This window comes from Proteus terrae (assembly GCF_003144325.1).
GTDB lineage: Bacteria > Pseudomonadota > Gammaproteobacteria > Enterobacterales > Enterobacteriaceae > Proteus > Proteus terrae.
This window is the reverse complement of the sequence record NZ_PENS01000001.1, coordinates 189,469-203,030: the sequence shown is the minus strand read 5'-3', so window position 1 is coordinate 203,030 and position 13,562 is coordinate 189,469. Positions and strand designations below refer to the sequence as shown.

Genomic DNA, 13,562 nt, shown 5'->3' with positions numbered 1-13,562 from the left:
AATTATATGTAATTATTATGACAAATAACAACAGCAACAATCCAAGTGAAAATGAAAGCCTGCATGATGAATACTATATGCGTCGAGCTATTGAGCTTGCAGCATTAGGTCGCTTTACAACATCACCTAACCCTAATGTGGGATGTGTGATCGTAAAAGAGGGTGAGATTATCGGTGAAGGTTATCACCATCACGCAGGTGGCCCTCATGCTGAAGTTAATGCATTAAAAATGGCTGGGGATAAAGCAAAAGGGGCGACGGCTTATGTCACACTTGAACCTTGTAGCCACTTTGGTAAAACACCACCTTGCGCTGATGCCTTGATTAATGCAGGTGTAAAACGAGTTGTTGCTGCGATGCAAGATCCTAATCCTCAAGTTGCAGGCCGTGGTTTGCACAAATTATTATCAGCGGGGATTGATGTTTCACACGGCGTTTTAATGCAAGAAGCTGAAAAACTTAACGTTGGGTTTTTTAAACGAATGAGAACAGGCTTCCCTTATATCCAGCTAAAATTAGGTGCATCTTTAGATGGTAAAACGGCATTAGCATCAGGTGAAAGCCAATGGATAACCTCTAAAGCATCTCGTCGAGATGTGCAAAATTTCCGGGCTCAAGCTAGTGCTATTTTAACGACCAGTGCAACAGTAATTGCTGACAACCCTTCTATGAATGTTCGTTGGGATGAGCTTTCAGATGAAATCAAAGCGATCTATCCTGAAGAAACGCTACGTCAACCTATTCGTATTGTTACTGATAGCCAAAATAGAGTGAGTGAAAATCATAAAATCACTCAAATTGAAGGCGAATGCTGGTTGGCGCGTACAAAATCACAGCCAAGTGACTGGCAAGGCAATGTATCAGAAATCCTATTACCAACAAATGGCAAAAGCAGAGGTGTGGACTTAGTTTTATTAATGATGCAATTGGGTAAACGCAATATCAATACTGTATGGGTTGAGAGTGGCGCTCATTTTGCTGGTGCATTATTAGAGGCTGGGCTTGTTGATGAACTTATTATTTATATAGCGCCTAAAATTTTAGGGAATGATGCTCGAGGATTATTTGCACTTTCTCCACTTTCATCATTATCCGAAGCACCTGAATTTACAGTAGATTCTCTCCAACAAATTGGCTCTGATATCAGAGTTTGTTTAAAACCTCGTTATTAATAGACGCAAATAAGTGTGTCTACGGCGCTATTTGTAGTAAAATAGCGCCGTGTGTGTTATTTCCTGTCGTTACGACATCGTTATCAGCCAACTAAATGCCTTGATTTATCAAGGGTTTTTGGCTCCTTTGCTGTGTAATAATAAAACAGAGCGCAGTAAAGGAAAGAATATGATAAAATCCGCGCCCCCGCGGATAGGAGAAAAAGGTAACCTATGAACGTAATCAAAGGTGTTGTCGCGGCGCCAAACGCACGCGTAGCAATTGCAATTGCCCGTTTTAATAATTTCATCAACGACAGCTTATTAGAAGGTGCGGTTGATGCATTAGAACGTATTGGACAAGTTTCCTCTGAAAATATTACCGTCGTTTGGGTTCCAGGCGCTTATGAGTTGCCATTAACTGTTAAAGCATTAGCAGAAAGCGACAAATACGATGCAGTTATCGCATTAGGTACTGTTATTCGTGGTGGAACTGCACATTTTGAATACGTTGCTGGCGAATGTAGTTCTGGTCTATCTCAAGTTGCAATGCAAAGCGAGATCCCTGTGACTTTTGGTGTATTAACAACTGAAAGCATTGAACAGGCCATTGAACGCGCTGGAACTAAAGCGGGCAACAAAGGTGCTGAAGCGGCAATGACAGCACTTGAAATGATCAATGTACTTAAAGCCATAAAAGGCTAATCATCTGTTTTAACTTAAGGGGAATTTTGTGAAACCTGCTGCTCGTCGTCGTGCTCGTGAGTGTGCTGTTCAAGCTATCTACTCATGGCAATTATCCGGAAATGACATCGCGGATGTGGAATTGGAGTTTTTATCCGAGCAGGATACCCAAGGTGTAGATATTGCTTATTTTCGTGAGCTTTTAGTGGGTGTTGCCATTAATGCAACACGTTTAGATAAGGCAATGGAACCTTATTTATCCCGCCAGCTTGAAGAATTAGGTCAAGTTGAAAAAGCAATTTTACGTTTAGCAATGTTTGAACTTAGCTTCCGTGAAGATGTTCCTTACAAAGTTGCGATTAACGAAGCGATTGAACTGGCTAAGGTATTTGGTGCTGACGATAGCCATAAATTTGTTAATGGCGTGCTTGATAAGGCAGCGCCAACTGTACGTAAAAAATAACGTTTTTCACGTTTCCTCTATGGTAAATAATTCAAGGCCGGTATTTCCGGCCTTTTGTTTAATAAAGCTAGTATGCATAGCTCAATAGGAAATAGATAATGCCTTGTGGTGAATTCTCCCTTATTAAGCAATATTTCACTTCACAACCTGTAAAACGAAAAGATGTGAGTACAGGAATTGGGGATGACTGCGCAATATTGACGGTACCTGAAAAGCAACAAGTCGCTATTAGTACCGACACTTTAGTTAGTGGTATTCACTTCCTTCCTTCTATCTCACCTGAAGATTTAGCCTATAAAGCACTTGCTGTAAATATTAGCGACTTAGCTGCCGTTGGTGCAGATCCTTCTTGGGCTTCATTAGCTTTAACGCTACCAGATACAAACAGTGAATGGCTTGAGGCATTTAGCCGTTCTTTCTTTGCGTTAGCTGATTATTATGCAATCCAGCTAATTGGCGGTGATACTACTCGCGGTCCTTTAAGTTTAACAATCACAATACAAGGGCTTGTTCCACAAGGAACTGCATTACTTCGTTCTGGCGCTAAAATTGGTGATTGGATCTATGTTACGGGGTTCTTAGGTGATAGCGCTGCGGGACTTGCTGTATTACAAAATAGATTACAGCCGACAGAAAAAGAACATAGTGATTATTTTATCGCAAGGCATTTGCGCCCTCAGCCTCGTTTACTGCAAGGGCAAGCATTACGCCATTTAGCGACATCTGCGATTGATATTTCTGATGGACTTATTTCAGACTTGAACCATATTCTCACGGCAAGTGGGTGTGGGGCTCGCTTAAATTTAGATGCATTGCCTTACTCGCCAGCGATGAAAGCGGAAGTGAGTGAAGAACAAGCGGAGATTTGGGCATTAAGTGGTGGTGAAGATTATGAGTTATGCTTTACGGTGCCTGAAATCAATCGTGGCGCTTTAGAGATTGCATTAGCGCATACTGGGGCTGATTTTCACTGTATAGGGCAAATTATGCCGATTGCTGAAGGCATTCGTTATTTACGTGATGGCAAAGATGTTTACCCTAATCTCAAGGGGTTTGATCATTTTAGTGAGTCTAATGAGTAACCTTACTTTAATTTAAAGGCGCTTTATTAGCGCCTTTGATGATCTTGATAATATCTAAATCTATGTTTAAAGAGATTATTTTATCTTAGTTCTTTTTCACAAATTCAGACTTCAATTTCATTGATCCAAAGCCATCAATTTTACAATCGATATTATGATCGCCTTCCACTAAACGGATACCTTTTACTTTAGTACCGATTTTTAGCATGGTTGAGCTACCTTTGACTTTGAGATCTTTAATCACAGTTACTGAATCGCCATCAGCTAATAAATTACCGTTAGCATCTTTAACTACTAACTCATCGTTATCAACAGTTGGTTCTGCATCGTTCCACTCGTGTGCACATTCAGGGCAAACATACATTGCACCATCTTCATAGGTGTATTCAGAATTGCACTTAGGACAAGAAGGTAATGACATAATAATACTCTCAAATTTTATCAAAATGGGAAGTGATTAATCGTCACAATGAGGATAACACTTGCCCCATAAATTAAAGGACACATTATCATTTAAGAGTGAAAGTTCTAAGCAATCCCCTAAATGGTACTGCCTCTGATAATGCGAAAGGGCAATAGTATAATAGATTTGATGTAAATTTGCATCTTTCACAGGCTATGACGTAAAGAGTGAGGGAAAGTAGGCTAAATATAGAGTGTTAAATAGAAAATAAAGATATATAAAAGTAGTTTTAAATATTTAATAACTTAATGATATTAAAGTGATAATGTTATAAATATAACTAAAAACAAATGCCCTCATCTTAAAGGAGAGCATCATCAATAATAGTGTTAATCTTCTTATTATGGTTTTATAAAATGACTCACCGAACCACGCTCTATAAGTTTAGGTGTAAGCACCAAAACATTGTCATCAGCATCGATATTCTCCATACGATGTAATAATTGGCTGACAGCAAGTTTACCCAATTCATCTTTAGGTTGGTGAATGGTAGAAAGAGGTGGGATCATATAAGAAGCCAGGTCGATATCGTCATAACCCATGACTGAAATATCATCAGGTACACGCAAACCTTTTTGATAAATAGCTTGATAAGCACCAACAGCCATTGCGTCATTACAGGTGAAAACCGCTTGTGGTAAGACAGAATGTGAGAGTAATTTTTGCATTGCGCTAAACCCGCCTGCAAATTCAAAATCACTGGTTAACACAAACTCTTCTCGAATAGTGAGTCCTGCTTTTTGCATCGCATTGTAATAGCCTTGCAAACGATGTTTTGCTGGGAGTTTATCTTGTGGACCAGCAATACAGGCAATTTCAGTAAAGCCTTTTTCAATCAGATAATTGGTGGCGATTTCTCCCCCAAGCAGGGAGTTATCTTGAATAATATCTCCGCCGTATTCAAACGGAGACCAATCCATCATGACCATAGGTAAACGAGGATAACGATTTAGTACTTCATGAGAGGGCGCTCGGGCTTCTGTTGACATCAATAATAAGCCATCAACACGTTTTTGTAGCAACGTTTCAAGGCTACTATCCATACGCTCGTAATCCCCTTCGGTATTACATAAAATTAGGCTATAGCCTTTTTCGTAGCAACTGCGTTCAACACCACGCACAACTTCTGCATAGAAAGGGTTGCTACTAGCTGTCACTAACATACCAATAGTGTGAGTACAGTTCATTTTTAAACTGCGTGCTAAAGCTGAAGGCGCGTAATTTAAGGTTTTGATAGCATCATTAACCTTTTTACGAATACCTTCGCTAACATAACGATTGTTATTGATAACGTGAGAAACAGTTGATGTCGAAACGCCCGCCAAACGGGCGACATCTTTCATTGTTGCCAAAGTACTATGCTCGCTCTGCTAAAAATGATTCGATTTCATGACGCCAAGGAACAGATGATTGCGCACCATGACGTGTAACTGCAATGGCAGCTGCTGCGTGAGCAAAACGGATAGCCTCAACGGAAGGTTTCCCTTCTAATATTGCAGTGACAAATGCACCGTTAAATGTATCACCTGCGGCAATGGTATCAACAGCATCGACACGAAATCCGGGAATTATCATGCCTTTTCCTTGTTCACTAAACCATACACCACGGCTACCCAAAGTGATAAGCACTTGTTTGATACCTTTTTGATGTAAAATTTCGGCAGCTTTTGCCGCACCCGCTTCATCATGCACAGAAACGCCTGTTAATATTTCGGCTTCCGTCTCATTTGGAGTGATAACATCAATAAAACTCAGAAATTCATCAGATAAAGGTTGTGCTGGTGCTGGGTTTAAAATGACTTTCGTTTGGTGTGATTTTGCCAGTTTTGCGGCTTCAAAAACAGTCTCTAACGGTGATTCTAATTGCATCAGCAAGGCATCAGCATGCTCAACAACATGATGATATTGCTGAAAATGTGTAGGTGTTAGTGCGCCATTCGCACCTGCAACAATACTAATTACGTTTTCACCTTGTTCATTAACAAGGATCATCGCAACACCTGTTGGTGTTTGCGGAATAATACTAATTGCATCGATATGAATATTATCTGTTTTAAGCTGTGAAATTATCTCACTTCCTATCGCATCATCACCGACACAAGCAATAAAGGTAATATCGGCGCCACTGCGACCACAAGCAACGGCCTGATTTGCACCTTTACCACCAAAGGCTATTTTGTATTGATGACCAATAATGGTTTCACCGGGTTTTGGAAATTGTGAAATATTCATAATGTGGTCAACGTTAATGCTACCTAGAACAGCAAGGCGAGGTGTTGTCATAGCCTTTATCCTTGTGAAAACGTGTTTTAATGATTAAAGCTACCACGGAGCAATATTACCCCGTGGTATTTATTGTTGTTATTTTTTAATAACTAACTCAAGTTCGACAGGGATTGTTGCATCCACTTTTTCGCCTTTGAGAATTTTATCTGCGGTTTGAATGCCGATAATACCAATTTGGTCTGGGCGTTGAGCAATGGTTGCACCTAACATGCCACGGTTTACCGCTTTGATCCCATCATCTGTACCATCGAAACCAATCACTAATACATCGGTACGACCGGCAGTTTGTAATGCACGTAATGCACCTAATGCCATTTCATCATTCTGTGCAAAAACAGCTTGAACCGCAGGATAAGCAGTTAATAAATTTTGCATCACGTTAAGACCTTTAGTACGGTCAAAATCAGCAGGTTGGCTGGCAAGTACATTTAGTTTATGAGCATCAACCGCTTGTTTAAAGCCTTCTCCACGTTCACGAGATGCAGAAGTTCCGGTGATCCCTTCTAGTTGGATAACTTTGGCATCACTAGCCACTTTATCTGCAATATAATCACCCGCCATTTTACCGCCAAGACGGTTATCTGAAGCGACGTGACTGACGACTTCACCTTTGTTTGCAACGCGGTCTAAAGTGATCACTGGGATTTTGGCTTTATTGGCTAACATAACAGCGTTACCCACAGCATCAGAGTCTGTCGGGTTAATGAGCATTAAGCGTGTGCCTTTTACTGTCAGATCTTGCACGTTAGCGAGTTCTTTAGCTGGATTGTCCATCGAGTCAAGCACAACTAAATCGTAACCTAATCGATTAGCTTCTTTCTGCGCGCTGTCTTTCATGGTGACAAAGAAAGGATTGTTAAGTGTTGAGATAACTAGTGCAATCGACTCTTTTGCAAATGCGTTGGCGCTGATTGTGGCGCTTAATGCAACAACAGAAAGAAGTGTCGCCATTTTTTTGAGTTTCATAATATAAGTTCCTGTCGGGATTCGGATTAAGAGAATAGAGAGTTATTTTTTGTTATCTACCAAAACAGCAAGTAAGATGACCACCGCTTTTACTATCATTTGATAGTTTGATGATATTCCTAATAAATTCAGTGCATTATTTAAGAAACCTAGAATAAGCGCACCAATTAATGTACCGATAATACGACCTTTACCACCAGCAAGACTGGTACCACCCAAAACAACTGCAGCAATAGCATCTAGCTCATAACCATTACCTGCCATTGGTTGTGCTGATGAAAGACGAGCAACTTCAATGATACTGGCAAGGGCGGCTAATAAACCACACAGTGCATAAACAATGATTTTGATTTTATCGACGCTAATACCTGATAAACGTGTTGCTGATTCATTACCCCCAAGCGCATAAATATAACGGCCTAAACGGGTATGATGTAATAAATACCATGCGCTTAAAAAGACGATCATCATGAGCCAGATTGGGGTTGGAATACCAAATGGGCGACCAATGCCAAACCAGCTAAACAGATCGGCATTATCGCTAAAGCCTGTATTAATTGGGCTACCGTCGGTATAGACGCGGGTAACGCCACGCAGTAATAACATCATGACTAGCGTAGCAATAAAGGCTTGAACTTTACCTTTAGCAACGATAATTCCTGTTACACCACCAATAGCTGCACCTAATGCCAATGCTCCAACAACAGCAACAAGTGCATTAACATCAGCACCTACCATAGAAGCAGCAACAGCACCTGTTAATGCAAGCAATGAACCAACAGATAAGTCGATACCGGACGTCAAAATAACCAGAGTCATCCCAACGGCCATAATGGCGTTAACCGATGTTTGTTGGAGAATGTTGAAAATATTATTTAAGGTAAAAAAATTAGGGCTGAGTGTGGAAACTACGACAATCAGAATAAGCAGAGCAATCAGTGATTTTTGCTCTAATAGCCAAGCTTTTGAGAACCAACGTTTTGACGCTGGAATTGAATTCGTGCTCATATCAAACTCCTACTTTAGCGTCATATTGTTTACCAACAGCCGCAGCCATTAGCATTTCTTGTGTGACATTGTGAGCGGAGAACTCGCCACTAATACGACCTTCATGCATAACCAAAATACGGTCACTCATTCCCATTACCTCAGGCATTTCAGAAGAAATTAAGATGATACTTAATCCTTCTTGTTTAAATTTATTAATTAGCTGATAAATTTCTTTTTTAGCGCCCACATCAACGCCTCGAGTGGGTTCATCAAGAATAAGTACTTTAGGGCGAGTCATTAGGCCTCTTGCGATAGCCACTTTTTGTTGATTTCCCCCTGATAAGAAACCAATGATTTGATCCATTGAAGGGGTTTTTATATTGAATAACTTAATAAAATCGCCAACAGTGAGCTGTTCTTCTTTATGATTAAGCACACCCATGCCGCGACTAAAATAGCGTAGTGCAGTCAGAGACATATTTTCTTTCACTGACATGCCAAGCACTAAACCATCACGCTTTCTATCTTCAGAGATGTAAACAATGCCTTGTTCTAAACCTTCAGCGGGTTTTTTGATTTGGCAGGGTTTACCATCTAACTCAACGGTGCCATTGGTTTTGGGTAATGCGCCGTAGATAATTTTCATTAATTCAGTACGACCAGCCCCCATTAAGCCTGAAATACCAAGAATTTCGCTTTCATGTAATGAGAAACTGACATCATGAACATCTTCGCCACTGAGGTTAATGACATTGAGTTTGGCTTTACCTTGAGGAATATTAATACGAGGGTATTGGTCTTCTAACTTACGACCAACCATCATTTCAATCAGAGTGTCTTCTTTTAATGAGGCGACAGGTTTTTCACCAATAAACTGACCGTCTCGCAATACAGTCACGTCATCGCAAATCTCAAAGATCTCTTTTAAACGATGAGAGATATAAACAATGCCACAACCTTGATCTCTTAGTTCACGAATAACACTAAATAGCGATTCAGTTTCAGTGTCAGTTAATGCATCTGTTGGTTCATCCATAATAATGACTTTGGAACCAAAACTAAGCACCTTGGCAATTTCTACCATTTGCTGATCACCAATCGATAATTCAGACACTAAACGGTGACTACTGTAAGCAAGATTTAATCGGGCTAATAACTTATCGGCTTCTGCATACATTTTCTTCCAATCGATAGCGCCAAAGGCACGGGTAAATTCACGACCTAAGAAAATATTCTCTGCAATGGTTAATTCAGGAATAAGGTTAAGCTCTTGGTGAATAATACCTATCCCTGCTTCTTGAGAGGATTTGGGGCCATTAAAAGCACAACTTTCACCTTGATAAATCACTTCGCCGGCATCTTTTTTATAGATCCCTGTGAGTACTTTCATCAGTGTTGATTTTCCTGCGCCGTTTTCACCGACTAAAGCCATCACTCGACCAGGGTAAATTCGTAACGTCGCACCTGATAGTGCTTTTACACCGGGGAATGACTTATCAATATCTTTAAGTTCAAGTAAAGGTTCCATATTGTCCTCAAAAAGTCACACCAGAAAACAACACAATATTGGCATAAGGCGTACATTCACCGGTTCTAATAACAGCTTTATTTTCAGTAAGTTGTTTTTTGAATGCTTCATGTGAAACATACATTATTTGAATAGACTTCTTCTGCTCTTGCTCTAATAAATAGAGATAAGAGAGGATTTCATTAAAAAGAGAGGGATTGATGGTTTTAATTTCTTCTGCCAGCATCACGGCTTCAACTTGCATCTCATGAGTGATTGTTTGCAACACGGACATAAAGTCTGGAATACCCTGAGTGAGAGCAATATCAATACGTTCAACAGAGGAGGGAATAGGTAATCCGGCATCTGCAATAGTGATTTTGTCAGTGTGTCCTAAACGTGAAATTACACTCGAAATAGGACTATTAAGTAATACACCTTTTTTCATGTTTTCTCCTCAGCGAAACGTTTCGCTGTCTATATAGTAGAAAAGAAAAGTGGGAAAACAAGTTTGATTTATTCATATTGTGAGCATGATCGAAACGTTTCGTTGGCAAACAAAAAGAAAGAAAAATCTAACTGATTGAATAAATTAACGCTGAATGGATTCAATAAGGAAAGTGATTGTTTTCAGAGAATTTCATAAAAATGTGATGAAAGACAAAATTATAATGGAAGAGGAAAATATGCGGTTTGAAAGTGTAAACCAGTATATAAAAGTAGGTAAACTTCAGTCTGGAAAATACATTAACCTCCCCTATAGTTAATTAGGAGAGGTTTTTTAATTATTTAAATTCAATCAGTTAGCTTGATAGGCTTTGATTGATTTTTCAATACCTTCAGCATCTAATCCTAAGTCAGTTCTGATTTCTTCTTGTCCACCTTGTGGTACAAATAGATCAGGTATACCTAAGTTTAAGACAGGTACTAAGCAACGTTCTTGCATCAATAACTCATTAACACCGCTTCCTGCACCACCCATAATGGCATTCTCTTCTAGTGTTACCAACGTATCATGTTGTTCTGCCAGAGAAAGGATAAGGGATTTATCAAGAGGTTTGATAAAACGCATATCAGCCACAGTTGCATCAAGTTTTTCAGCTACTTCTAACGCTTCGGGTAGTAATGTACCAAAGTTTAGAATAGCAATGCCTTTACCTTGACGACGAATAATACCTTTACCCATAGGTAGTGGACTAAGTGGTTGTAATTGCGCACCAACACTAGAGCCTCTTGGGTAACGTACTGCAACAGGACCATCTTGATAGTGATAACCGGTGTGAAGCATTTGGCGACACTCATTTTCATCACTTGGTGCCATAATAACCATATTAGGAATACAGCGTAAGAATGAGAGATCAAAAGCACCTTGGTGAGTTTGACCATCAGCTCCCACAATACCACCACGATCAATAGCAAATAAAACAGGCAGTTTTTGAATGGCAATATCGTGGATCACTTGGTCGTAAGCGCGTTGTAAGAATGTTGAGTAGATAGCAACGATAGGCTTATAACCACCAATTGCTAAACCTGCAGCAAAGGTAACAGCGTGTTGTTCTGCGATCGCAACATCAAAGTATTGTGATGGGTATTCTTTTGAGAAACGCACCATACCAGAGCCTTCACGCATAGCAGGGGTAATTGCCATGAGTTTCGGATCGGTTGAGGCTTCTTCACATAACCAGTCACCAAAAATTTTAGAAAATGTAGGTCGTGCATTAGGGCTTTTAGGTAATGTACCTGCTTGTGGATCAAATTTAGGTACAGCGTGCCAGCTAATAGGATCACGTTCAGCAGGTGCATACCCACGACCTTTCTTAGTCATAATATGCAGAAGCTGAGGACCTTTTAGATCACGCATATTGGCGAGTGTTTGCACTAACGCAATAACATCATGACCATCAACTGGGCCGATATAATTAAAGCCTAACTCTTCAAACATGGTGCCGGGAACAACCATGCCTTTAATATGTTCTTCTGTCTTTTTCAGTAATTCTTTAATCGGTGGAATACCAGAAAAGACCTTTTTTCCACCTTCACGTAAAGTGGTATACAGTTTGCCTGATAGCAATTGAGCAAGATGATTATTCAATGCACCAACGTTTTCGGATATTGACATCTCGTTGTCATTAAGTACAACGAGCATATCTGGCTCAATGTCACCTGCGTGATTCATTGCTTCAAAAGCCATACCCGCAGTAATTGCACCATCACCAATCACACAAACTGTTTTTCTGTTCAGCTTTTCTTGTTCAGCTGCAACAGCCATACCTAAACCTGCACTGATAGAGGTTGAAGAGTGACCGACACAAAGTTTGTCGTATTCACTCTCTTCTCGCCAAGGGAAGGGGTGCAACCCATTTTTTTGACGGATAGTATCAATGCGGTCACGGCGACCTGTTAAGATTTTATGGGGATAGGCTTGATGACCAACATCCCAAATAAGATTATCAAAAGGGGTTTTATAGACGTAATGAAGAGCAACCGTTAACTCAATAGCACCTAAACCTGAGGCGAAGTGACCACTTGAGCGGCTGACACTGTTAAGAAGAAATAGCCTTAGCTCATCACAGAGTTTAGGTAAACTCTCTTTTGGTAATAGGCGCAAATCTTCTGGTGTTTCAACCAACGCCAATGTGGGATATTTTTCGATATCAATGCTCATGTGATGCCTATTAATTAATCACTTGTAATAGGGAAAGAACAGGTAAGCTGCTCTCTTTATTTTTTATTAGTTTTTCCGTTCGACGATAAAACTCGCTAATTGTTTAAGCGTGGTCGTATCGTACTCGTATTGCTCAAGAAACGCTAAGGCATCCAGTGCTTCGTTATACAATTCCTGTGCTTTCTTTTGAGCTTGCTCTAACCCAAGAAGTGCAGGATATGTACTTTTTCCTGATTCTTGGTCACTACCTTGACGTTTTCCTGTTTCTTCAGTACTGCCAATGACATCTAAAATGTCATCTTGTACCTGAAATGCAAGGCCAATAGAGTGGGCATATTTATCTAGTGCGGGTAATACATCATGGCCTTTTGAGCCAGCACTAAATGCGCCTAAGCGAACAGCTGCACGAATTAATGCACCTGTCTTGTGTAAATGGATTTTTTCAAGAGATACGAGATCAATCGATTTATCTTCTGCTTCAAGATCAAGAGCTTGACCGCCACACATACCAGCGAGCCCGCTGGCTGTTGCTAATTCAGCAATCATTGCAACACGATCACTCATTGCAACATCAGGCATTGGATTTTTCGCTAAGATCTCAAAAGCGAGTGTTTGTAATGCATCACCTGCTAAAATTGCGTTGGCTTCACCAAACTCAATATGACATGTAGGTTTACCACGACGTAAATCATCATCATCCATCGCAGGCAGATCATCATGAATAAGAGAATAGGCGTGGATACATTCTACTGCGGCGGCGGGTGCATCAAGGTTAAGAGCAGGGATTTTAAACATTTCACCCACTGCATAAACAAGGAAAGGACGTAAGCGCTTTCCCCCTAAAAGAGCACCATAATGCATGGCTTTACCTAGAGGCATGTCAGTAAATGGTAAAGCGGATAGCGCTTGGTTTAATGCATCGTCAACACGCTGGTGGGCGGAATCTAATTTATGACGGAACGCATCCGTACTTGAAGTTGCGTTACTCAATTATTCTGCCTCTTGGATAAAATCATCAGGAGTTGCGTTATCATCTTCTTTAAGAAGAATACGAACACGCTGTTCAGCGTCTTGTAATGTTTTTTGTCCAACACGGGCTAGACGAACGCCATGTTCAAACTCATTAAGCGCTTCTTCTAAAGGGAGTTCACCGGATTCTAAACGGTTTACGATTTGCTCAAGTTCTTGCATAGATGCTTCGAAACTTGGTGTTTGTGCGATGTCTTCGTTAATTGGTGTCGTTTTCTTAGCCATAATATTTTTGATAATAAAGCATGTTAGCGCTGAATAATAGCGATCATCTTA

At 40.2% G+C, this 13,562-nt stretch carries 14 protein-coding genes; 4 read left to right on the top strand and 10 right to left on the bottom strand.

All coding sequences use genetic code 11. From position 1 onward, the window contains the following. Positions 1-17 precede the first annotated feature (17 nt). The 4 genes from ribD to thiL all read left to right on the top strand — a co-directional run bounded on the left by ribD (position 18) and on the right by thiL (position 3,380). The gene (gene ribD / locus DK857_RS00895) at positions 18-1,172 is read left to right on the top strand and encodes a bifunctional diaminohydroxyphosphoribosylaminopyrimidine deaminase/5-amino-6-(5-phosphoribosylamino)uracil reductase RibD (protein ID WP_167394828.1); all 1,155 of its coding nucleotides are present in this window, start codon (positions 18-20) and stop codon (positions 1,170-1,172) included. 213 nt (positions 1,173-1,385) lie between these two features. Beyond that, positions 1,386-1,856, top strand: coding sequence for a 6,7-dimethyl-8-ribityllumazine synthase (gene ribH / locus DK857_RS00890; protein ID WP_023580887.1), 471 nt, complete (start codon positions 1,386-1,388; stop codon positions 1,854-1,856). Positions 1,857-1,884: 28 nt separating this feature from the next. Further along, the gene (gene nusB / locus DK857_RS00885; protein ID WP_006535124.1) at positions 1,885-2,298 is read left to right on the top strand and encodes a transcription antitermination factor NusB; all 414 of its coding nucleotides are present in this window, start codon (positions 1,885-1,887) and stop codon (positions 2,296-2,298) included. A 98-nt stretch (positions 2,299-2,396) separates the two neighbouring features. After that, a complete protein-coding gene (thiL, locus tag DK857_RS00880) occupies positions 2,397-3,380 on the top strand; it encodes a thiamine-phosphate kinase (protein WP_099659975.1) in 984 nt (327 codons plus the stop codon). 85 nt (positions 3,381-3,465) lie between these two features. Here thiL and DK857_RS00875 read toward each other — a convergent pair whose 3' ends face one another. The 10 genes from DK857_RS00875 to xseB all read right to left on the bottom strand — a co-directional run bounded on the left by DK857_RS00875 (position 3,466) and on the right by xseB (position 13,511). Beyond that, a complete protein-coding gene (locus DK857_RS00875; protein WP_109393237.1) occupies positions 3,466-3,801 on the bottom strand; it encodes a zinc ribbon domain-containing protein YjdM in 336 nt (111 codons plus the stop codon). Between the two features lie 383 nt (positions 3,802-4,184). Next, positions 4,185-5,195 carry a ribose operon transcriptional repressor RbsR gene (rbsR, locus tag DK857_RS00870; protein WP_193528578.1) on the bottom strand — a complete coding sequence of 337 codons (1,011 nt, stop codon included), beginning with the start codon at positions 5,193-5,195 and terminating at the stop codon, positions 4,185-4,187. 4 nt (positions 5,196-5,199) lie between these two features. Continuing rightward, entirely contained in the window at positions 5,200-6,126 is a 927-nt protein-coding gene (rbsK, locus tag DK857_RS00865; protein ID WP_109401312.1) for a ribokinase, read from the bottom strand. A 78-nt stretch (positions 6,127-6,204) separates the two neighbouring features. Then, complete coding sequence (gene rbsB / locus DK857_RS00860; protein WP_109393240.1) at positions 6,205-7,095, bottom strand: ribose ABC transporter substrate-binding protein RbsB; 891 nt, start codon at positions 7,093-7,095, stop codon at positions 6,205-6,207. Positions 7,096-7,137: 42 nt separating this feature from the next. Further along, complete coding sequence (rbsC, locus tag DK857_RS00855; protein ID WP_075672017.1) at positions 7,138-8,103, bottom strand: ribose ABC transporter permease; 966 nt, start codon at positions 8,101-8,103, stop codon at positions 7,138-7,140. A 1-nt stretch (position 8,104) separates the two neighbouring features. Then, positions 8,105-9,613 carry a ribose ABC transporter ATP-binding protein RbsA gene (rbsA, locus tag DK857_RS00850; protein ID WP_109401311.1) on the bottom strand — a complete coding sequence of 503 codons (1,509 nt, stop codon included), beginning with the start codon at positions 9,611-9,613 and terminating at the stop codon, positions 8,105-8,107. 7 nt (positions 9,614-9,620) lie between these two features. Next, complete coding sequence (gene rbsD / locus DK857_RS00845; RefSeq protein ID WP_109401310.1) at positions 9,621-10,040, bottom strand: D-ribose pyranase; 420 nt, start codon at positions 10,038-10,040, stop codon at positions 9,621-9,623. 351 nt (positions 10,041-10,391) lie between these two features. Then, the gene (dxs, locus tag DK857_RS00840; RefSeq protein WP_109401309.1) at positions 10,392-12,257 is read right to left on the bottom strand and encodes a 1-deoxy-D-xylulose-5-phosphate synthase; all 1,866 of its coding nucleotides are present in this window, start codon (positions 12,255-12,257) and stop codon (positions 10,392-10,394) included. Positions 12,258-12,323: 66 nt separating this feature from the next. Next, on the bottom strand, positions 12,324-13,247 hold the full coding sequence (ispA, locus tag DK857_RS00835; RefSeq protein ID WP_109393244.1) for a (2E,6E)-farnesyl diphosphate synthase: 924 nt from the start codon (positions 13,245-13,247) through the stop codon (positions 12,324-12,326). Next, positions 13,248-13,511: an exodeoxyribonuclease VII small subunit gene (gene xseB / locus DK857_RS00830; protein ID WP_109393245.1), complete on the bottom strand. Its 264-nt coding sequence runs from the start codon at positions 13,509-13,511 to the stop codon at positions 13,248-13,250. Between the last annotated feature and the right edge of the window lie 51 nt (positions 13,512-13,562).